This is a genomic window from Streptomyces durocortorensis (assembly GCF_031760065.1).
Lineage (GTDB): Bacteria > Actinomycetota > Actinomycetes > Streptomycetales > Streptomycetaceae > Streptomyces.
Window position 1 is genome coordinate 3,263,081 of record NZ_CP134500.1, and the last position, 19,657, is coordinate 3,282,737.

The window sequence follows — 19,657 nt, forward strand, 5'->3', positions numbered from 1 at the left end:
CGCCTCCACCGCACTCCGTCCGGAGCCCCGAGGGCCCCCTTGGCTACGCCCTCGCGCGGAAGTGCTCCGCGTGCTCCCGCGCCCACTGCGCGAACGTCCGCGCCGGCCGTCCGGTGACCTGCTGGACGGTGTCGATCACGGTCCGGCCCTCGGGCGGGGTGTCCCGGTAGACGTCGATCAGGAACCCGATCACGTCCTCCGGCATCCCGTTGGCCCGCCACGACTCCAGCGCCTGCTCCTCGGTGAGCTCGACCAGCTCGACGTCCGCGCCGCGCGCCGCCGCGATGGCCGCCACCTTGTCGCCGACGGTCAGCACCTGCGGACCGGTGACCAGGTACGCCCGGCCCGCGTGACCGTCCTCGGTGAGCGCCACCGCCGCCACCGCGCCGATGTCCGACTCGTGCACCATCGCGCTCAGCCGGCCGACGTACGGTTCGCGCACCACGCCCTCGGCCTTGATCCCGGGCGCCCACTCCAGGGCGTTCGCCATGAACTCCACCGGCATCACCACCGTCCAGGCCAGCCCGCTCGCACGGACCGCCGTCTCCATCGGGGTCTCCCCGCCCCCGTTGAGCACGGTCACCCGCCGCACGCCCGCCTTCCGGGCCAGCGCGAGGATCTCCTCACCGGTCTCCAGCGGTGCGAAGAGGGCCCCGCCGAAGGTGATGAGGTGCAGTCCGGTCACACCGTCGAGCGCGGACTCCAGGGACGCCGGGTCCGTGAGGTCGCCCCGGACGACGTCGACGCCTTCGGGCAGCTCCGCCCGCGCCGGGTCGCGGGTCAGGGCCCGGACGTGCTCGCCGCGCTCCAGCAGCTGCTCGACCACACGGCGGCCGACCGTTCCCGTGGCCCCGGTCACCAGGATCGTCATGGGGTTCTCCTCAGCTCGGTTCGGTACCCGTACGGTTCGCGCCCACTCGCCTCGCGCCCGTTCGGTTCGACAACAACCAAGTTAGAGACCCTTGCGGACACCTTCTGTCCGCAACTGCGATCGGTGTGCGATCCGCCCGCGGCTCCTTCGTCACCAGGCCAGCTGCGTGATCTCCTCCGCCACGATCGCGCAGGCGTCGGCGGCCGGGTCGATCAGCGGGAAGTGCCCGACCCCGCCGAGGAGCGTCAGCCCGACCGTCTCGCCGGACTTCGCCGCCGCGTCGACGTACGCTTCCGACACGGCCTGCGGGACGACGATGTCCTCGATGCCCTGGACGATCGCCGTGGCGATCCCGGTGGGCAGCAGGGCCGCGGGGTCGGCATGGGCGATACGGTCGTCCGACTCGCGGCCCTCCCCCAGCAGTTGACTGAACGCTCCGCCGCATACGCCCAGCTCCACGGCCTTGGCGAAGTCCGCGATCGGGGCCAGTGCGACGACCCCGCGCAGGGGCGGCGGGGCAGGCAGGCGCCACGGCGACCCTTCGGGCAGTACGTGCCGCGCCGCCGCCCAGAGCGCGAGGTGACCGCCCGCCGAGTGCCCGGTGACCACGATGCGCCGCACGTCGGCCTCCGGCAACTCCTGTGCCGCCAGGGCCGGTACGGCGTCGAGCGCGGCGGCCACGTCGTCGAAGGTGTCCGGCCAGCGCCCCGCGACGGGGTCCGCGCCGAGGTCCGCATCGGGCGCCTGCCCCGAGTCGGCCGCAGCGCCCCGCCGGTACTCCACGCTCGCCACGGCGAACCCCCGGCGGGCCAGGAAGTCCGCGAGCGGGGAGACATGGGCCCGGTCGTACGGGGCCCGCCAGGCGCCGCCGTGCAGGAGGACGACGAGGGGGGCGGCGGTGCGGCCGTCGCGCGGGGCGTAGAAGTCGATGACCTGGTCGGGGTGTTCGCCGTAGGAGGCGGTCCGGTCAGGGGCGACCTCGGGATGCGCGAACGCCGATGCGCTCTCGGCCTCGTCCCGATCACGCGCGGCAGAATCCGACATGCTGCTCAACCGTCCTATGCCTGTGACTGTGCCTATGCCAGTGCCTATGCCTGGGTCAGGTGCCCAACTGGGTTGACCTGCGGGGACGGTACCAGCACTGGGTACCGTCCCCGCCCGGCCGCACACGCGTTGACGGTCCGTCAGGCCGTCTTCGGCTCCGCTGTCTCCTCAAGCACCTCGGCCAGCACCCACGCCGCCCGCTCCGCGTCGGCGAACCCCACGTACAGCGGGGTGAAGCCGAACCGCAGCACATCCGGCCGCCGCAGATCGCCCACGACGCCCCGCTCGATGAGGCGGCGCATCACGGGCCCGGCGTCCTCGCAGCGCAGGGCGACCTGGCTGCCTCGTTCGGCGTGCGCGGCCGGCGTGACGGAGGTGACCCGGCCCGCCGGAACGTACGCCTCGACGCACTCCAGGAAGAAGTCCGTCAACGCGAGGGACTTGGCCCGCACGGCGTCCACCGACACCCCGTCCCACACGTCCAGCGCCGCTTCCAGCGTGAGCATGGAGACGATGTCCGGCGTGCCGACCCGGCCCCGTGCCGAACCGTCCGCCGGGGCGTAGTCGGGGGTCATGCCGAACGGGTCGGCGTGCGAGTTCCACCCCGGCAACGGGGAGTCGAAGGCGGCCTGGTGGCGCTCGGCGACGTACAGGTACGCGGGCGAACCGGGGCCGCCGTTCAGGTACTTGTACGTACAGCCGACCGCCAGGTCCACCCCGTGCTCGTCCAGCCCGACGGGCAGCGCGCCCGCGCTGTGGCAGAGGTCCCACACCGCCATCGCGCCCGCCGCGTGGACGGCGGCGGTCAGTCCGGGCAGGTCGTGCAGCCGGCCCGTGCGGTAGTCCACCTGGTTGAGCAGGGCGGCGGCCGTACGGGGGCCGAGAGCGACCGGTACGTCGGCAGGTGCGACGGGCACGATCCGGTGGCCGGTCAGCCGCGCGGCGGAGGCCGCGATGTACCCGTCCGTGGGAAAGGTCGTCGCGTCAACCAAGATCTCGTCGCGTCCCTCGCCCGCGAGGCGGCCCGCCGCGACGACCGCCTTGAAGACGTTCACGCTGGTCGAGTCACCGACGACGATCTGGCCTCCGGCGGCCCCGACGAGGGGGGCGATCCGGTCACCGATCCGCTCGGGCGCGGTCCACCAGCCGCTCTCGTCCCAGGACCGGATGCGCAGCTCGCCCCACTGCCGGGTGAGGACGTCCTGTACCCGGGCGGGGACGTGGACGGGCAGCGCACCGAGGGAGTTGCCGTCGAGGTAGACGCCTTCGTCGAGGGCGAAGAGCCCCCGGCGGTCGGCGAGCGGGTCGGCGGCGTCGAGCTTCAGCGCCCGCTCACGGAGCGTGTCACGGGAGGTCTCAGACATGGCTGCGCGCCGTCCACAGCTCGGGGAACACGTTCTTCGTGGCGCGCTTCTCCAACCAGGCCACTCCGGCGGAGCCGCCGGTGCCGGTCTTGGAGCCCATCGCCCGGCGGGTGGCCACGAGGTGGTCGTTGCGCCATCGCCAGACGAGCTCGCCGACGTCGGTGAGCAGCTCGCCGAGGCGCACCAGCTCGTCGTTCTGGTCGTCGGAGGCGTAGATCTCCGCCCACACGGCCTCGACCTCGGGCGACGGCTCGTAGCGCTTGGTCAGGTCCCGGCCGATGACGGCCTCGGGGATGGCGTACCCGCGCCGGGCCAGCAGGGCGAGCGTCTCGTCGTAGAGGCTGGGCTCCCCGAGCGCCTTCTCCAGCTCGGCGTACACGCGGGGCGCACCCCGGTGCGGCACCAGCATGGACGCGGACTTGTCGCCGAGCAGGAACTCCATCCGCCGGTACATCGCGGACTGGAATCCGGAGCCCTCCCCGAGCGACCCCCGGTAGGAGTTGAACTGGGCGGGGGTGAGTCCGGCGAGCGGCCGCCAGGACTCGTTCAGCGCCTCCAGCTCGCGCAGCGAACGCTTCAGGGCGTCACGCGCGACGGGTATGCGGTCCTCGCGCAGGGCGCGGGTGGCGGTCTCCCACTCGTGGACGATGACCGTGAACCACAGCTCCATGACCTGGGTGGTGACCAGGAAGACCATCTCGCCGGGGTCGTCCGAGCGGAGGTGCTGGAGGTGGGTCAGGACATCCGCCTGGACATAGTCCTCGTACGGAGTCGTTCCCGCGAAGTCCAGGTACGGGGTGTCCGCACCGGTGGCTTCGGGGTCGGGGTGATTCGTCGACATCGCTGTCTCCTCGACACGAGCTTCCGGGTAGCGGTCCGCCCCTTCCGTGAGGTGATGGAGCTCCGGTCCCCTGCTCGCATACTAGGGCCTCCCTTCGGACCAGGCCGGATCAGGGAGCGGGGTCCGGTGCGTGCAGCTGCAAGGCGGAGGAGGGAGTCGACGCGGAGCGTCGGAGACTGACGACAACGCGGCAGATGTGCGTGCCGGACCCCGCGAGCCCGGCCTGGTCCGAAGGGAGGCCCTGGGCCGGACCCGCGCTGTGTGAGCGTCGGGCCCGGCTCCGGAGTGCGCGGCCGGGGTCAGCTCAGGATGTCGGCGGCGGTCGGCGAGGAGTCCCGCAGGAACGTCGAGCAGCGCTCGTGCTCCGCGGTCTCGCCGATCGACCCGGCGGCCCGCGCCAGGGCGTGCAGGGCGCGCAGGAAGCCGCGGTTCGGCTCGTGCTCGAACGGTACGGGGCCGTGGCCCTTCCAGCCGGCCCGGCGCAGGGCGTCGAGGCCGCGGTGGTAGCCGGTACGGGCGTACGCGTACGACTCGACGACCCGGCCGCCCTCGAACGCCTCGTCGGCGAGCTGCGCCCAGGCGAGCGAGGATGTGGGGTACTTCGCGGCGACCTCGGCGGGCGGGGTGCCCGCGGCGAGCAGCTCGCGCGGCTCCGGGTCGTCGGGGAGGTGGGTCGGGGCAGGGCCCCCGAGCAGGTTCTCGTGGATGGACATGGCTCAAGTGTGCCTGCCGTCACGTCCCGGCGGGACCGCGCCCCGGTTGTCGCGGGGAGGGCTGCTCCGGTTCCAGGGGCGGGGCGGCGACCCCGCAGTGCACCGCGCACTCGGGCCGCTCGCCCCGGGCGGCGGCGGCCGCCGGGGCGCGGACCGTCCACCAGGCGATGACCGCGCCCGCGACCAGCAGCCCGGCGCACATCGGCATCGCCCGCCGGAAGGTCGCGGCGAACTCGCCCGCGTCCCGGTACGCCTCCGGCCCCATCCCGGCGAGCAGCGGCAGGGCGGCCACCGCGATCAGCCCGGCGGCCCGTGCGGCGGCGTTGTTGATGCCGCTGGCCAGCCCGGCCCGCCCGGTGTCCACGGCGGCCAGGACGGTCGCGGTGAGCGGCGCGACGACCACGACGAGCCCGGTGCCGAGCACGAGGACGGCGGGCAGCACCTCGCCGACGTACGAGCCGAAGGATGCGCTGCCCGGCCCCACCCGCAGCATCAGGAGCATCCCGGCGGCGGCGAGCAGCGGGCCAACCGTGAGCGGGATGCGCGGCCCGATCCGCCGCCCCAGCTCACCGGCCGAGGCGGAGAAGAGCAGCATCAGCACGGTGGTGGGCAGCAGGGCGGTGCCCGCGCCGAGCGCCGAGTACCCGGCGACCACCTGGAGCTGGATCGCGGAGAGGAAGAAGAAGCCGCCGAGGGCCGCGTAGACGCAGAAGGTCACCAGGTTGACCGAGGTGAACAGCCGGGAGCGGAAGATCGACGGCGGCAGCATGGGATCGGCCCGCTTCCGCTCCACCCGCACGAACGCGGCCCCCAGCAGCACCCCGCCGACGGCCGACCCGATCACGAGCGGGGACGCGCCCCGCTCCGGCGCCTCGATCAGCGCGTACGTCACCCCGGCCAGCGCGAGCGCCCCGAGCACGGCCCCCAGCACGTCGAACCGGCCGTGCGACGCCGGATCGCGCGACTCCGGCACGTGCCGGAGGGCGACGGGCACACAGATCGCGGCGAGCGGCAGGTTCAGCAGGAACACCCACCGCCACCCGGGCCCGTCGACGAGCCACCCGCCCACGAACGGCCCCACGGCCGCCCCGACCCCGCCGAACCCGGACCACAGCCCCACGGCCCGGGCCCGGTCGTCGGGATGGAAGCTCGCCTGGATGAGCGCCAGGGACCCCGGCGTGAGCAGCGCCCCACCCACCCCTTGCAGGGCCCGGGCGGCGATCAGCACCCCCGCGTTCGGCGCGATCCCGCAGAGCAACGAGGCCACCGCGAACCACACCACCCCCACCACGAACACCCGCCGCCGCCCGTACCGGTCCCCGAGCGCCCCGCCGAGCAGGATCAGCCCGGCGAGCGTGAGCATGTACGCGTTGACGGTCCACTGGAGCGCGGCCAGATCGGTGCCGAGGTCGGCGCCGATGCGGGGCAGGGCCACGTTGATGACCGTGGAGTCCAGCATCGCCATGCCGGACCCGAGCACGGTGGTCAGCACGACCCACCGCCCGGCCGGCGAGGCGACACGGATCTCCCCGGACGTCTCCCCGGGCTCGGAGGCAGCAGCAGCCATGGGGCCAGCTTCCCCCTCGGCGCCCCTGCCCGCACTCCGCGCTACCGGAGCCCCGACGCGGGGGCGCTGCCCCGGGCCCCCGCTCCTCAACCGGCGGAAGGGCTCGACTCCGTGCTCCTCACCGCCCGCACCAACGCCTCCACTCCCAGCACCACCTTCTCCCGAGGGCACCCCACGTTCAGCCGGACGAACCCGGGCGCCCCGTAGACGGAGCCCCTCATCACCGCCACCTTCTCCCGCTCCACCAGCACCCGCTGCAACGCGTCCTCGTCCACCCCCAGCGGCCGCAGGTCGATCCACGCCAGATACCCGGCCTGCGGCGGCACCCACCCCAGCTCGGGCAGTGCGGCGCCCAACCGCTCCGCGACGTACGCCAGGTTCCCCGCCACGTACTCCCGTACCGCGTCCAGCCACGCCCCGCCCTCCCGGTACGCCGCGATGTGCGCGGTCAGCGACAGCACGGCCGGGGAGGCCAGCCCCTCCGCCGTCTCCATCCGCCGCAGGAACTCCGCCCGGTCCCCCGGATCGCCGACAAGCCCGTACGAACCGGTCAGCGCGGGAAAGTTGAAGGACTTGGACGCGGAGGTGACGACCGCCCAGCGGCCCGCGCCCCCGCCCTCGCCCACCACCCGCGGCCACGGCACATGGACCTGCCCCTCGTGCACGAAGTCCGCGTGGATCTCGTCGCTGATCACCGCGACCCCGTACCGCTGCGCGAGCGCCGCCGTCCGGGCCAGCTCTCCGGCCGTCCACACCCGGCCCGTCGGGTTGTGGGGCGAGCACAGCACCAGGACCTTGGCGTCCGCCCGGGCCAGCTCCCGCTCCAGCGCCTCCTCGTCCCCCACCGGCACCCCGCGCAGCTCCCGCCCGAGCCCGGTGATCGCCTTGCGGAAACCGTCGTAGGCGGGGGTGTGGACGACGACGCCCTCCCCCTCCTCCGTCCACATCTGGAGCAGCTGGGAGAGCTGGCTGAGCACGGACGGGCCATAGACGAGCTGCCCGGTGTCGATGTCGGTGCCGTACCGGGTGGCGTACCAGTGGGCTATCGCGGAGCGGAAGTCGTCCTGCTGCCAGGTGGTGTAGCCGAACACCCCGTGCTCCAGCCGGGCCCGGAGCGCGTCCAGCACTTCGGGGGCGGTGGCGAAGTCCATGTCGGAGATGGTGAACGGCAGCAGGCCGTCGGCCCCGAACCGGTCGGCGACCCCGTCCCACTGGACGCACCACGTGCCCCGGCGGTCGACGGCGGTGTCGAAGTCATAGAGCGCGGCCACGACGGGCCCTCCTTCTCCAGGTGATCTCGGCACAGCAACGGGCCCGGCCCCCCTAAGGAGGACCGGGCCCGGCACCGTACGTCGGTAACGACGGATGGTTACTTCAGCTTCGTACCGGTGGAGCGCAGGTTCGCACAGGCCTCGGTGACGCGCTTGGCCATACCGGCCTCGGCCGCCTTGCCCCAGGTGCGCGGGTCGTAGGTCTTCTTGTTGCCGACCTCGCCGTCGACCTTCAGGACACCGTCGTAGTTGCGGAACATGTGGTCCACGACCGGGCGGGTGAAGGCGTACTGGGTGTCGGTGTCGAGGTTCATCTTCACGACGCCGTTCTCCAGCGCGGTGAGGATCTCCTCCGCGGTGGAGCCGGAGCCGCCGTGGAAGACGAAGTCGAAGGGCTGGCTTCCGGCGGCCTGGCCGTACTTGGCGGCGACGCCCGACTGAAGGTCCTTCAGCAGCTCGGGGCGGAGCACGACGTTGCCGGGCTTGTAGACGCCGTGGACGTTGCCGAAGGAGGCGGCCAGCAGGTAGCGGCCCTTCTCGCCCAGGCCGAGCGCCTCGGCGGTGCGCAGCGCGTCGTCGACGGTCGTGTACAGCTCGTCGTTGATCTCGTGCGTGACGCCGTCCTCCTCACCGCCGGTCGGGGTGATCTCGACCTCAAGGATGATCTTGGCGGCGGCGGCCTTGGCCAGCAGCTCCTGGCCGATGGCCAGGTTGTCGGCGAGGGTCTCGGCCGAACCGTCCCACATGTGGGACTGGAACAGCGGGTTGAGACCCTTGGCGACACGCTCCGCGGAGACGTCGAGCAGCGGACGTACGTAACCGTCCAGCTTGTCCTTGGGGCAGTGGTCGGTGTGCAGCGCGATGGTGACGTCGTACTTCGCGGCGACGATGTGTGCGAACTCCGCCAGGGCGACCGCGCCCGTGACCATGTCCTTGTTGTGCTGGCCGCCCAGGAACTCCGCACCGCCGGTGGAGATCTGGACGATGCCGTCGCTCTCGGCCTCCGCGAAGCCGCGCAGGGCGGCGTGCAGGGTCTGGGACGAGGTCACGTTGATGGCCGGGTAGGCGAACTTGCCCGCCTTTGCCCGGTCGAGCATCTCGGCGTACGCCTCGGGGGTTGCGATGGGCATCTGACCGCTCCTTGGGATGTGCGGGTGTGCAGGCTGGTCCCTGACCTGGGGGCGACGTCATCGTCGCCCCCATCTTCCCAGACTCTCCCTCCGGCTCCACCCGGCGGACCCGGTTGGATACGGGACGGTTACGGGTCAGGGGTGGACGGTTTCACGTGAAACCGTCCACCCCTGACGAAAACCGCAGGTCACACCCTGGTGGGGCGAGGCTCAGGCGAGGCCCAGGTCCGCCACCGAGTAGACGTGGACGTACGGCAGACCGGCCTCGGCGATCGCCGGGGCGGCCCCGCGCTCGACGATCACGGCCACGGCCACGACCTCGCCGCCCGCCTCGCGCACCGCCTCGACGGCGGTCAGCGGCGAGCCACCCGTGGTCGAGGTGTCCTCGACGACCAGGCAGCGGCGGCCCTTGACGTCGGTGCCCTCGATCCGGCGCTGCATCCCGTGCGCCTTCTGCGCCTTGCGGACGACGAACGCGTCCAGGCTCTTACCGCGCGCGGCGGAGGCGTGCAGCATCGAGGTGGCGACCGGGTCGGCGCCGAGCGTCAGCCCGCCGACGCAGTCGTAGTCCAGCTCGGCGGTGGCGTCGAGCATGACCTGCCCGGCCAGCGGCGCGGCGGTGCCGTCCAGCGTGACCCGGCGCAGGTCGATGTACCAGTCGGCTTCCAGACCCGAGGAGAGGGTCACCTTGCCGTGCACCACGGCCTTGTCCTTGATCTGCTGGAGCAGCTCAGCGCGTACGTCAGTCATGTCCACGAGGGTAAGCGGTGCCGGAATCCCTGATCGCACACCCGGCCGCGAACCGGCTCAGAGCCGGACCCAACTCCAGGTCGTCGTGGTCTCCAGCGGGTCGATCGGCGTGACCAGCCGGGGTGCGGTGTTCAGTCCGTTCGGCGGCCCGGACTGCGGCTCCACGCAGACGGCCTCGTCCTGCTCGTCGTAGACGACCACCCACTCGCTGCGGCTCTTCACCGTCAGCTCCAGCTGCCCCGGCCAGGTGAGCTTCACGTCGACACCGTCGGGCATCCCGAAGCAGTCGTCCCACGGCCCCGCGACGGGGTCGATGCGGCGGCCGGTGGGCAGATGGTCCGCGCCGCGTTCCTCCTGCCAGGCGGCGTCGAAGGAGAGCTCGGCATCCCTGCCGCCCCCGATTCTGCGGTGGAACCAGGGGTGCCAGCCCGCCTGCGCCGGGAAGGAGTTGCCGTACGTCTCCACGGCGAGGCCCAGCGTCAGCCCGTCCTCGGTCAGCTCGAAGGTCTGCGTCACCCGGCCCTCGTACGGCCAGGGCTCGGCTAGGTCGTAGTAGAAGGACGCCCGGCCCTCGTCCTCGTCGGCGGCCGTGTGCGCGGTGTGCCAGGAGGTGTCCCGGCCCGTGCCGTGGATGGCGTGCGGCGGGGAGTTCAGTGGCAGCTCGTGGAGCGCGTCGCCGTTGCGGAACTGCCCGTTCCCGGTACGTCCGCACCAGGGCACCATCGGGAAGCAGCCGTACCGCTCGCCCTGGCGCAGCAGTTCGGCGCCCCCGATCCGCAGGCTGCTGATGCGGCAGCCGTGTACGGGGTCGACGGTCAACTCGGCGTCGCCGACACTCAGCCTGACGTTCTCTTCGCTCCTGCTCACCCGACGACCCTACTGGCGGCTCACGTCCTGCGGCGCCGCAACGCCCGGCCCAGCACCACGGCGGAGGCCAGCGCGAGGGCGGCGGCCGGGGCGGCCCAGCGCAGGACGGTGCTCGCACCGCCCGCCTCCGGGGAGGGCACAGGGGCGTAGCGACCGCGCGGGGGCGCGTGGTCGACCTCCTCCGCGCTGCGCCCGATCATGGTGCGGCGGGCGTGCGCGGCCTCGGCGGGCGGCTCGTCCGGGACGGTGAACTCCACCCCGGCGACGGGGTCGAGCGAGGGCGGCGGCACGGGCGAGTCAAAAACGGACCCGTCGTCGGCCCGGTCCTCGGCCTCGCTGTCGCTGTCGGCGTCGGTGTCGGGCACAGACCTGGGCCCGTCTCCGGTGTCGGCTTCGGCGTCCGACACGGGCCCGGAACCCGCTTCGGCGTCGGGCTCGGCCGCGTCCCCGGCACCCTCCCCCACGGGCTCGTCGTCGCCCGCGAGCCCCTCGGCGGCCGCTCCGCCGTCCTCGGCCCGCGCCGCCAGCGACTCCGTCACCAGCTGCTGGGTGAAGCGGTCCAGGAGCCGGTGGGCGGCGGCGAGGGCCGCGCCCTCCTCCAGTTCGACCAGCCGGCCGTCCCCGCTCGCCGTGCCGCTGTACGTGAGGGTCGTCCCGCCGTCCGCCTCCGTGAGGGCGATGGTCAGGGCGAGCTTCACCGCACCGGTGCCCCGGACCTCCACGCCGTCCCCGGTGACCGAGAACCGCTCACCGCCCGCCGTCTCCGTACCCTCCGGGCCGGAGAACCTCAGCTCGCCCCGGTAGGTGATGGTGTGGCCGCCGGCCCGGAGCTTCAGTCGGCCCGCCAGGGGCGATGCCGAGGCGTCGGCGTCCTGCTGGAGGCCGGGGACGCAGCGGGCGACGCGGACGGGATCGCCCAGCGCGCGCCGCAGGGCCGGGACGGGAACCGGAACGTGCACCTCATGCTCCATGCCAACCGAGCCTAATCGGCCACGGCCCGGACGTCAGCGCTTCAGCCCGCCGAACGGCGACCCCCGCCACGGGAACCCCTGCCCTCCGCCTCACACGTCACACGTCCTCACACGTCCTCCCAGTACCTCGGGTGGACCAGTGTCGACGGGGTCCGCCCCGGCAGCCGTGCGGCGTCCGCGGCCCGCGCGCCCTCCCGCAGCTCCCGGCTCCCCAGCGACCGCAGCGCGGGCCCCCCGGCGGCCAGCGCGAGCTGCGGCACCTCGCCCGGCCCCGCGAGGACGAAGCCCCAGTCCTCCGGGCCGTGGCCCTCGCCCCCGACCCGGTCCGGGCTCGCGGCGAAGCCGGCGTACCGGCCGGTGATGCGGTACGGGCGGGTCGTGAGGCCGGCCGCGCGGACGGAGGCCTCCACCGTCCAGTAGGTCTCCGGGCGGCCCCCCATCGGCCCGGCGTGCACCGCGAACCGCCCGTCCGGGGCGAGGGCCTGGGCGATCAGCCCGTAGAACTCCGCGGAGTAGAGCTTCGTACTGGCGGTGATGCCCGGGTCCGGCAGGTCGGAGATCACCACGTCGTAGCGCGCGCGGTCGGCCCGCAGCCAGGTGAAGGCGTCCGCCGCGACGGCGGTGAGGCGCGGGTCGCGGTAGGCGTGGCCGTTGAGGCCGGAGAGCGCGGGGTCCGTGCGGGCCAGTCGGGTGACGGCGGGGTCCAGCTCGACGACGGTGACCGAGCGGACGTCCGGGTAGCGCAGGACCTCGCGGGCGGCCAGCCCGTCGCCGCCGCCGAGGATGAGGACGCGGGCACGGGGCCCGTTCATCGCGGGGTGGACCAGGGCCTCGTGGTAGCGGTACTCGTCACGGGCGCTGACCCGCAGGCGGCCGTCGAGATAGAGGTCGAGGGAATCGCGGTCCGCGCCGGTCAGGACGAGCTCCTGCACCCCCGTCTGCACGGCGACCCGCACCTGGTCCCCGTAGACCGCGCGCCGCGCCGCCCGCTCGAAGTCGTCGACGAGCACCGTGGCGGTGCCCAGGACCGCGATCACCGAGACATTGACCAGGACGAGGAGCCACCGGCAGCGGGAGCTGAGGTCGCGCCGGAACACCCACAGGATCAGCGCGCCGCCCGCCGCCGCGTTCACCACGCCGGTGAACAGGGCACCGGTCAGCTGCCCCAGCATCGGCAGCAGGAGGAAGGGGAACGCGAGCCCTCCGACGAGCGCGCCCACATAGTCGGCGGCGAAGAGGTCGGCGACGGCCCCGCCCGCGTCCTGCCGGTCCACGCGCTGGATCAGCGTCATCAGCAGCGGGATCTCGGCACCGATCAGCACACCGATCGCCAGGGAGAACCCGACCAGGGCGTGCCGCGACTCGCCGAGCCAGGCGAAGGAGGCGTACAGGACCAGCGCCGAGGAGCCGCCGATCAGGGCGAGGGCCGCCTCGATCAGCCCGAACCCGACCGCGGCGTGGCAGCGCAAACGTTTCGCGAGGAGTGAGCCGATGCCCATCGCGAACACCATCACGGAGAGCACGACGGAGGCCTGGGTGACCGAATCACCGATCAGATACGAGGCCAGGGCGACCAGTTCGAGCTCGTAGACGAGACCGCAGGCGGCACAGATGAAGACAGCGGCCAGCACCAGGAACCGGCCGGTCCTCGGCCGCACGGGAAGCCGCGCCGCGCCCCCTCGTAGCGACACCTGCTGGTCGATCATGCTGCGAACGCTACGTCACTGCACGATCGCTATTTGTCACCCACAAGGGTGCAAGTGCCGCGCCACCGGCACGCCTGCGGCTCAGGCCGCGGTCGCGGGAATCCGCACCCCCACCCGGGTCCGGGTCACCACCAACTGCCCCTCCTGCGGGTACGCGTGCCAGGTACGCCACCGCACCTGACCCTCGGCGCGGTGGGCGAGCATCGCGGTGAAGGCGTACGGGCTGCCGGGGAAGGTGCCCGCCAGACCGTGCGGGTGGTCGCTCACCAGGGCGAGCAGCTCCTGTGCGCGCCCCGCGAACTGGCCCTGGGTCAGGGTCTCGACGCGGGCCGCGAATTCGTACTCCCACTCCCCGAGCCGCTTCGCGACGCCGAGGGGCAGAGGGGTGCTGCTGCCCGGCATACAGGCGACGGTCTCGGAGCAGACTCCGCGGTCCTCCTGAAGGAGGACCTGGTGGGAGGCGCCGAGCAGTCGCAGCTGGAGTTCCGCGCCGTCGAGCTGGAGGTCGAGGACGGCCAGGGCGGGCAGCGGCTCCCGGCCCAGCGTCCAGGCCAGGTCGGCGGCGCGGGTATCGGAATAGGCCGTCTGGAGGGTCGTGAGCATGGGTCGGCTCCGCAAACACACATGGACACATGGACAGCGGGGCGCCCCTGTATTACTGCGCGTGGAGGGAAGGGGAACGCCCGATCTGGTCCAACTGGGGTCCGAGGGCTGAATGTTCTCTTCGACGAGGGAATCACGAAGTACGCCGCACTCACAGTGTTTTCGCCCAACTTGCCGTGGTTTCCATCCCCTCGGGGGCAGCACGGTTCAACTGTTCAACCGAACACGTCCGCGTCGCGCAACAAAAAGGCGCCCGGAGGGAGTTCACCCTCCGGACGCCCGGAGCCGGGTCACTGTCGGTGACTGCCGGACGGCGCGCTCAGCCGTGGCTCAGCTGCCACCGCCGCACCCGCCGCCACCTCCGCCACCGCCGCCGCCGCACGAGGAGCCGCCACCGCACGAGTGACCGACCGAATCCCCGCCCGAATCCCCGCCCGAGCCGCCGGCCCAGCCCCCGCCCGTGCCGTTCGCGCCGGACGTGCCGCCTCCGCTCCTGCGCACCAGGAACACCAGTCCCCCTACGACCACCGCCGCGATCAGCACCACGAAGACCATGCCGTTCACCCGCCTTTCTTCCCCCGAAGCGAGGTTCCCCCGTCGCTTCCCCGTTTTCCGTTTCCCGTTGTTTCCGCGTGCCGGTTGCCCGCGTGACAGGGGCATGCCCCAGCCTGCGGAAGCGAAAGCAGACTTGAGCAACTCCAGAGCTTCGGCACAGGATGGCGCCCATGACACAGGGACGACCGACCCAGGGAAACCCCGCAGCGGGGCGGCCGCTGCTCAACCGCCGCCTCGCCGCGTTCGGCACGACGATCTTCGCCGAGATGTCCGCGCTGGCCCTGCGGACCGGCTCCATCAACCTCGGCCAGGGCTTCCCCGACACCGACGGCCCCGAGGAGATCCGGGAGGCGGCGGTCCGGGCGCTGCGCGCCGGGCACGGCAACCAGTACCCGCCGGGCCCCGGCATCCCGGAACTGCGCAACGCCGTCGCCGCCCACCAGGAGCGCTTCTACGGCCTGACCTGGTCCCCGGAGACCGAGGTCCTGGTGACCACCGGCGCCACCGAGGCGATCGCCGCCTCCCTGCTCGCCCTGCTCGAACCGGGCGACGAGGTCATCGCGTTCGAGCCGTACTACGACTCGTACGCCGCGTGCATCGCGATGGCGGGCGCGCAGCGCGTACCGCTCACCCTGCGCGCCCCGGACTTCCGCCCGGACCTCGACGAACTGCGCTCCCTGATCACCCCGCGCACCCGTCTCCTGCTCCTGAACACCCCGCACAACCCGACGGGCATGGTGCTCACGCCCGACGAGCTGGCCGGGATCGCGGCCCTCGCGGTGGAGCACGACCTGCTGGTCGTCACCGACGAGGTCTACGAACACCTGGTCTTCGAGGGCGCGCACCACCCGATCGCCGCCCTGCCCGGGATGCGCGAGCGCACGGTCTCCATTTCGAGCTCGGGCAAGACGTTCTCGTACACCGGCTGGAAGATCGGCTGGGTCACCGGGGACGCGCCGCTGGTGACGGCGGTGCGCTCGGCGAAGCAGTACCTGACGTTCGTCAGCGGGGGCCCGTTCCAGTACGCGATCGCCGAGGCGCTCGCGCTGCCCGACACGTTCTTCGCGGACTTCCGCGCGGACATGCGGCGCAGGCGCGACCTGCTCGCCAAGGGCCTGCGGAGTGCGGGCTTCCGGGTGTACGAGCCGGAGGGGACGTACTTCATCACCACCGACATCGCCCCGTTCGGCGACGAGGACGCGTACGCCTTCTGCCGGGCGCTGCCCGAGCGCTGCGGGGTGGCGGCGGTGCCGAACTCGGTCTTCTACGACGATCCGGAGGCGGGCCGCAGCCAGGTCCGTTTCACCTTCTGCAAGAGGGACGACGTGCTGGAGGAGGCGGTGGAACGGCTGGGACGGCTGGGCTGAGTACGGCCAGGCACGGGGGCGGATCAGCCCGGATACGGAAAGGGCCCGGGAGGCGGTCGTGATGACCGCCTCCCGGGCCGCTGCCGTGGGCCGTGGCGTCAGGCGCCGGCGGGCTCCTCGCCGTCCTTCTTGTCCTCGGCGGGCTGGATGCCGAGGCGCTCGACGAGCCACTTGTCGAACTCGATCGAGGCGCGGACCCAGCTGACCGTGGAGGAGACGAAGTGCTCCAGGCTGACGCCGGTGCCGATGAGCATCTGCGCCTCACCGATCAGCCGGACGGAACCCGCCTCGCCCTCCTCGCCCTCGTGGGCGTGGGTGTAAACCTTGGGCCACAGGGTGCGGCGGTTCCAGTCGTCGATGGCGTCCAGGAGGACGGGACGCTGGTCGAGCGCGTGGGGGCGGTCGTAGAACGTACGGACCGAGAAGACCTGCTGCTCGTCCTCGCCCCGGAACATGAAGTACGTCCGGAACTCTTCCCACGGTGCCGCGAGGTCGCCCTCGTCGTCGACGACGTACTTCAGCTCCATCTGGTCGAGGAGCTGCTTGACGAGGTCCTGGTCAGGGACGACGGGGCCCTCCGGTCCTGCCGCCTGCGGTTCGGGCTGGCCCCCGAAATTAGGAATCGAGGACGGATCGATGCTCACCGTTATTTCCCTTCGTGACGAGTACGGCCATCCTCTCCCATGGCGGGCGGGGCATGGCAAGCCCGCACGGCCCCTATCCGCCACAAGCTGACAGAGAGCGTGTGGGGACGGGGACCGGCGGGCGTACGGCCACGGGCTGCGACACCCGGTGACCTTCGGTTACGAAGCGGGGCCGACGATCAGCCCGTCCTCGGCCCGGGCCACCCGTACGGTGTCACCGTCGCGGACCTCACCGGCCAGGATCTCCTTGGCGAGCCGGTCGCCGATGGCCGTCTGGATGAGCCGGCGCAGCGGTCGCGCACCGTAGGCGGGGTCGTTGCCCTCCTCGGCGAGCCAGGCCAGTGCCTCGGGGGTGACGTCCAGGGTGATCCGCCGGTCGGCGAGCCGCCGGGCCAGCCGGCCGATCTGGAGCCCCGCGATGTGCGCGAGCTCGTCGCCGGACAGGGCGGAGAAGACCACGAGGTCGTCGAGCCGGTTGATGAACTCCGGCTTGAACGAGGCCCGCACCACGTCCAGCACCTGCTGCTTCTTAGCCTCGGGCTTGACCAGGGGGTCCATCAGGAACTGGCTGCCGAGGTTGGAGGTGAGGATGAGGATGGTGTTGCGGAAGTCGACCGTACGGCCCTGACCGTCGGTGAGCCGGCCGTCGTCGAGGACCTGGAGCAGGATGTCGAAGACCTCGGGGTGGGCCTTCTCGACCTCGTCCAGGAGCACGACGCTGTACGGGCGGCGGCGGACGGCCTCGGTGAGCTGGCCGCCCTCCTCGTAGCCGACGTAACCGGGCGGGGCGCCGACGAGACGGGCGACGCTGTGCTTCTCGCCGTACTCGCTCATGTCGATGCGGATCATGGCCCGCTCGTCGTCGAAGAGGAAGTCCGCGAGCGCCTTGGCCAGCTCGGTCTTGCCGACACCGGTGGGCCCGAGGAAGAGGAACGACCCGGTGGGCCGGTCGGGATCGGCGATCCCGGCGCGCGTACGGCGTACGGCGTCGGAGACGGCCTGCACGGCCTCGCTCTGCCCGATCAGCCGCTTGCCGAGCTCGTCCTCCATCCGCAGCAGCTTCTGGGTCTCGCCCTCCAGCAGCCGCCCGGCCGGGATGCCGGTCCAGGAGCCGACGACGTCGGCGATGTCGTCCGGGCCGACCTCCTCCTTGACCATGGTGTCCTTGGCGGCCTCCTGCTCGGCCTCGGCGGCCTCCTCCAACTCCCGCTCCAAGCCGGGGATCTCCCCGTACAGCAGCTGGGAGGCGGTGTCGAAGTCCCCGTCGCGCTGGGCGCGTTCGGCCTGGCCGCGCAGTTCGTCGAGGCGCTCCTTCAGCTCACCGACCCGGTTGAGGCCCTGCTTCTCCTTCTCCCAGCGGGCGTTGAGGCCGCGCAGCTCCTCCTCCTTGTCGGCGAGGTCGCGGCGCAGTTTGTCCAGGCGCTGCTTGGAGGCGGCGTCGGACTCGTTCTTGAGCGCCAGCTCCTCCATCCGCAGCCGGTCGACGGAGCGCTGGAGTTCGTCGATCTCCAGGGGCGAGGAGTCGATTTCCATCCTCAGCCGCGAGGCGGCTTCGTCGACGAGGTCGATGGCCTTGTCGGGGAGGAAGCGGGAGGTGATGTACCGGTCGGAGAGGGTGGCGGCGGCCACCAGCGCCGAGTCCGCGATCTGGACCTTGTGGTGGGCCTCGTAACGGCCCTTGAGGCCGCGCAGGATCGCGATGGTGTCCTCGACGGAGGGCTCGGCGACCAGCACCTGCTGGAAGCGGCGCTCCAGGGCGGGGTCCTTCTCGATGCGCTCGCGGTACTCGTCGAGCGTGGTCGCGCCGACCATGCGCAGCTCACCGCGGGCCAGCATCGGCTTGAGCATGTTGCCCGCGTCCATGGCGGAGTCGCCGCCTGCGCCCGCGCCGACGACGGTGTGCAGCTCGTCGATGAAGGTGATGATGCGGCCGTCGCTCTCCTTGATCTCGGAGAGGACGGCCTTCAGACGCTCCTCGAACTCGCCGCGGTACTTGGCCCCGGCGACCATGGCGCCGAGGTCGAGGGAGACCAGCCGCTTGTTCTTCAGGCTCTCCGGAACATCACCCTTGACGATGCGCTGGGCGAGCCCTTCGACGACGGCGGTCTTGCCGACGCCGGGCTCACCGATGAGCACGGGGTTGTTCTTCGTCCGACGGGACAGCACCTGCACGACGCGGCGGATCTCCTGGTCACGGCCGATGACCGGGTCCAGCTTGCCCTCGCGCGCGGCGGCGGTGAAGTCGGTGCCGAACTTCTCCAGGGCCTTGTACTGGCCCTCCGGGTCGGGTGTGGTCACCCGGCGCCCTCCCCTGCTCGTCTCGAATGCGGCCAGCAGCTTCTTCGCACTGGCGCCCTGCCCGTCGAGGATCTCACCGGCCCGGCCGCCCTTCGCGGCGATCCCGATGAGCAGGTGCTCGGTGGAGGTGTAGTCGTCGCCCAGCTCCTTGGCCCGCTGCGCGGCGTCCTGGACGACGGCGAGCAGCTCGCGGTTGGGCTGCGGCGGGGCGACGGTGGAGCCGGTGACGCTGGGGAGGGTGCCGAGGAGCCGCTCGGTCTCGCCGCGCACGGCGGCCTGATCGGCGTCCACGGCGGCGAGGAGATCGGTGATGTTCGCGCTCGCCTGCCGGCCTTCGCCCTCCAGCAGCGCGAGGAGCAGATGCGCGGGCGTGAGGTCGGGATGCCCGTCCTTCACGGCCCTGCTGGTGGCCGCGTTGATCGCGTCCCGGCTCTTGTTGGTCAGCTCTGCGTCCACGTGTGGTTACTCCTCCTCGCAGCTGGTGAGTCATGGCGTTGACTTATGCAACGTGCACAAAGTTGAGTCTACTCCACTCAAGAGGTCCCGCACGTGGATACCCGTGGGCGGCCCGGTCCCGCCCACGCGGGCGACCCGGCCCCGCCTACGCTGCCCCCATGGCAGACGTACGCAACCCCAGCCCCGAGTACCTCGCGTTCTGGCGCGAGTACCACCTGTGCACCTTGACCACACTCCGCCCCGACGGCACGCCGCACGTGGTGCCGGTGGGCGTGACGTACGACCCGGAGGCCGGGGTCGCCCGCGTGATCACCAACAAGGGCAGCCGGAAGGTGGCCAACATCCTGGCCGCGGGCCCCGACGGGGCGCGGGTGGCCGTCTGCCAGATGCACCGGGCCCGCTGGGCGACCCTGGAGGGCGTCGCGACGATCCGCACGGAGCCGGAGGTCGTCGCGGACGCGGTAAGCCGTTACGCGGAGCGCTACGAGCGCACGCCTCGGCCCAACCCGGACCGGGTCGTCATCGAGATCGCCCTGGACCGGGCGCTCGGCAGGGCCTGAGGGCAGGGCCTGAGGGGCCCGGGGCCGCGGAGGCAGCACAACGGCGCCACCGTGTTCAGGTCACGGTGGCGCCGCTGTG

Annotated in this window: 18 protein-coding genes; 2 read left to right on the forward strand and 16 right to left on the reverse strand. The window is 72.3% G+C overall.

The genetic code is table 11. The annotated features are described in order from the left end of the window. Positions 1–43 precede the first annotated feature (43 nt). The 14 genes from RI138_RS14330 to RI138_RS14395 all read right to left on the reverse strand — a co-directional run bounded on the left by RI138_RS14330 (position 44) and on the right by RI138_RS14395 (position 14,253). On the reverse strand, positions 44–871 hold the full coding sequence (locus tag RI138_RS14330; protein WP_311120225.1) for an NmrA family NAD(P)-binding protein: 828 nt from the start codon (positions 869–871) through the stop codon (positions 44–46). 150 nt (positions 872–1,021) lie between these two features. Further along, the gene (locus tag RI138_RS14335) at positions 1,022–1,915 is read right to left on the reverse strand and encodes an alpha/beta hydrolase (protein WP_311120226.1); all 894 of its coding nucleotides are present in this window, start codon (positions 1,913–1,915) and stop codon (positions 1,022–1,024) included. A 140-nt stretch (positions 1,916–2,055) separates the two neighbouring features. After that, complete coding sequence (kynU, locus tag RI138_RS14340) at positions 2,056–3,279, reverse strand: kynureninase (RefSeq protein ID WP_311120227.1); 1,224 nt, start codon at positions 3,277–3,279, stop codon at positions 2,056–2,058. Continuing rightward, complete coding sequence (locus tag RI138_RS14345) at positions 3,272–4,120, reverse strand: tryptophan 2,3-dioxygenase family protein (protein WP_311120228.1); 849 nt, start codon at positions 4,118–4,120, stop codon at positions 3,272–3,274. The genes kynU and RI138_RS14345 overlap by 8 nt, the downstream gene beginning before the upstream one ends. Before the next feature lie 299 nt (positions 4,121–4,419). Further along, on the reverse strand, positions 4,420–4,833 hold the full coding sequence (locus tag RI138_RS14350; protein WP_096622754.1) for a DUF3151 domain-containing protein: 414 nt from the start codon (positions 4,831–4,833) through the stop codon (positions 4,420–4,422). A gap of 19 nt (positions 4,834–4,852) precedes the next feature. Beyond that, positions 4,853–6,400 carry a DHA2 family efflux MFS transporter permease subunit gene (locus RI138_RS14355; RefSeq protein WP_311120229.1) on the reverse strand — a complete coding sequence of 516 codons (1,548 nt, stop codon included), beginning with the start codon at positions 6,398–6,400 and terminating at the stop codon, positions 4,853–4,855. An 86-nt stretch (positions 6,401–6,486) separates the two neighbouring features. Further along, positions 6,487–7,671, reverse strand: coding sequence for a MalY/PatB family protein (locus RI138_RS14360; RefSeq protein ID WP_311120230.1), 1,185 nt, complete (start codon positions 7,669–7,671; stop codon positions 6,487–6,489). 98 nt (positions 7,672–7,769) lie between these two features. Next, positions 7,770–8,801: a class II fructose-bisphosphate aldolase gene (fbaA, locus tag RI138_RS14365; protein ID WP_096622748.1), complete on the reverse strand. Its 1,032-nt coding sequence runs from the start codon at positions 8,799–8,801 to the stop codon at positions 7,770–7,772. 210 nt (positions 8,802–9,011) lie between these two features. Continuing rightward, complete coding sequence (gene pyrE / locus RI138_RS14370; protein ID WP_096622746.1) at positions 9,012–9,551, reverse strand: orotate phosphoribosyltransferase; 540 nt, start codon at positions 9,549–9,551, stop codon at positions 9,012–9,014. Between the two features lie 57 nt (positions 9,552–9,608). Continuing rightward, the gene (locus RI138_RS14375; RefSeq protein WP_311120231.1) at positions 9,609–10,418 is read right to left on the reverse strand and encodes an aldose epimerase family protein; all 810 of its coding nucleotides are present in this window, start codon (positions 10,416–10,418) and stop codon (positions 9,609–9,611) included. Positions 10,419–10,438: 20 nt separating this feature from the next. After that, positions 10,439–11,389 carry an SRPBCC domain-containing protein gene (locus tag RI138_RS14380; protein ID WP_311120232.1) on the reverse strand — a complete coding sequence of 317 codons (951 nt, stop codon included), beginning with the start codon at positions 11,387–11,389 and terminating at the stop codon, positions 10,439–10,441. A 107-nt stretch (positions 11,390–11,496) separates the two neighbouring features. Then, the gene (locus tag RI138_RS14385) at positions 11,497–13,095 is read right to left on the reverse strand and encodes a polyamine aminopropyltransferase (RefSeq protein WP_311120233.1); all 1,599 of its coding nucleotides are present in this window, start codon (positions 13,093–13,095) and stop codon (positions 11,497–11,499) included. Between the two features lie 81 nt (positions 13,096–13,176). Further along, positions 13,177–13,698, reverse strand: a complete 522-nt coding sequence (locus RI138_RS14390; protein ID WP_311120234.1) for a DUF2617 family protein — start codon at positions 13,696–13,698, stop codon at positions 13,177–13,179. Between the two features lie 330 nt (positions 13,699–14,028). Beyond that, entirely contained in the window at positions 14,029–14,253 is a 225-nt protein-coding gene (locus RI138_RS14395) for a hypothetical protein (protein ID WP_398864277.1), read from the reverse strand. A 170-nt stretch (positions 14,254–14,423) separates the two neighbouring features. Between RI138_RS14395 and RI138_RS14400 the strand changes: the two genes are divergently transcribed. Beyond that, positions 14,424–15,620: a pyridoxal phosphate-dependent aminotransferase gene (locus tag RI138_RS14400; RefSeq protein WP_311120236.1), complete on the forward strand. Its 1,197-nt coding sequence runs from the start codon at positions 14,424–14,426 to the stop codon at positions 15,618–15,620. Positions 15,621–15,718: 98 nt separating this feature from the next. Here RI138_RS14400 and RI138_RS14405 read toward each other — a convergent pair whose 3' ends face one another. Both RI138_RS14405 and clpB read right to left on the reverse strand, forming a co-directional pair. Continuing rightward, positions 15,719–16,264 carry a type III secretion system chaperone family protein gene (locus tag RI138_RS14405; protein ID WP_030082039.1) on the reverse strand — a complete coding sequence of 182 codons (546 nt, stop codon included), beginning with the start codon at positions 16,262–16,264 and terminating at the stop codon, positions 15,719–15,721. A 159-nt stretch (positions 16,265–16,423) separates the two neighbouring features. Further along, entirely contained in the window at positions 16,424–19,018 is a 2,595-nt protein-coding gene (clpB, locus tag RI138_RS14410) for an ATP-dependent chaperone ClpB (RefSeq protein WP_311120237.1), read from the reverse strand. Positions 19,019–19,176: 158 nt separating this feature from the next. Between clpB and RI138_RS14415 the strand changes: the two genes are divergently transcribed. After that, complete coding sequence (locus RI138_RS14415) at positions 19,177–19,578, forward strand: pyridoxamine 5'-phosphate oxidase family protein (RefSeq protein WP_311120238.1); 402 nt, start codon at positions 19,177–19,179, stop codon at positions 19,576–19,578. Positions 19,579–19,657: the final 79 nt, after the last annotated feature.

What these genes read in the sequence shown, in the direction of transcription:
- pyrE (WP_096622746.1), bottom strand. Translation starts at nt 9,551, where the DNA reads ATGACTGACGTACGCGCTGAGCTGCTCCAGCAGATCAAGGACAAGGCC.
- RI138_RS14355 (WP_311120229.1), bottom strand. Translation starts at nt 6,400, where the DNA reads ATGGCTGCTGCTGCCTCCGAGCCCGGGGAGACGTCCGGGGAGATCCGT.
- RI138_RS14345 (WP_311120228.1), bottom strand. Translation starts at nt 4,120, where the DNA reads ATGTCGACGAATCACCCCGACCCCGAAGCCACCGGTGCGGACACCCCG.
- RI138_RS14385 (WP_311120233.1), bottom strand. Translation starts at nt 13,095, where the DNA reads ATGATCGACCAGCAGGTGTCGCTACGAGGGGGCGCGGCGCGGCTTCCC.
- kynU (WP_311120227.1), bottom strand. Translation starts at nt 3,279, where the DNA reads ATGTCTGAGACCTCCCGTGACACGCTCCGTGAGCGGGCGCTGAAGCTC.
- RI138_RS14350 (WP_096622754.1), bottom strand. Translation starts at nt 4,833, where the DNA reads ATGTCCATCCACGAGAACCTGCTCGGGGGCCCTGCCCCGACCCACCTC.
- fbaA (WP_096622748.1), bottom strand. Translation starts at nt 8,801, where the DNA reads ATGCCCATCGCAACCCCCGAGGCGTACGCCGAGATGCTCGACCGGGCA.
- RI138_RS14390 (WP_311120234.1), bottom strand. Translation starts at nt 13,698, where the DNA reads ATGCTCACGACCCTCCAGACGGCCTATTCCGATACCCGCGCCGCCGAC.
- RI138_RS14395 (WP_398864277.1), bottom strand. Translation starts at nt 14,253, where the DNA reads ATGGTCTTCGTGGTGCTGATCGCGGCGGTGGTCGTAGGGGGACTGGTG.
- RI138_RS14335 (WP_311120226.1), bottom strand. Translation starts at nt 1,915, where the DNA reads ATGTCGGATTCTGCCGCGCGTGATCGGGACGAGGCCGAGAGCGCATCG.
- RI138_RS14330 (WP_311120225.1), bottom strand. Translation starts at nt 871, where the DNA reads ATGACGATCCTGGTGACCGGGGCCACGGGAACGGTCGGCCGCCGTGTG.
- RI138_RS14380 (WP_311120232.1), bottom strand. Translation starts at nt 11,389, where the DNA reads ATGGAGCATGAGGTGCACGTTCCGGTTCCCGTCCCGGCCCTGCGGCGC.
- RI138_RS14415 (WP_311120238.1), top strand. Translation starts at nt 19,177, where the DNA reads ATGGCAGACGTACGCAACCCCAGCCCCGAGTACCTCGCGTTCTGGCGC.
- RI138_RS14400 (WP_311120236.1), top strand. Translation starts at nt 14,424, where the DNA reads ATGACACAGGGACGACCGACCCAGGGAAACCCCGCAGCGGGGCGGCCG.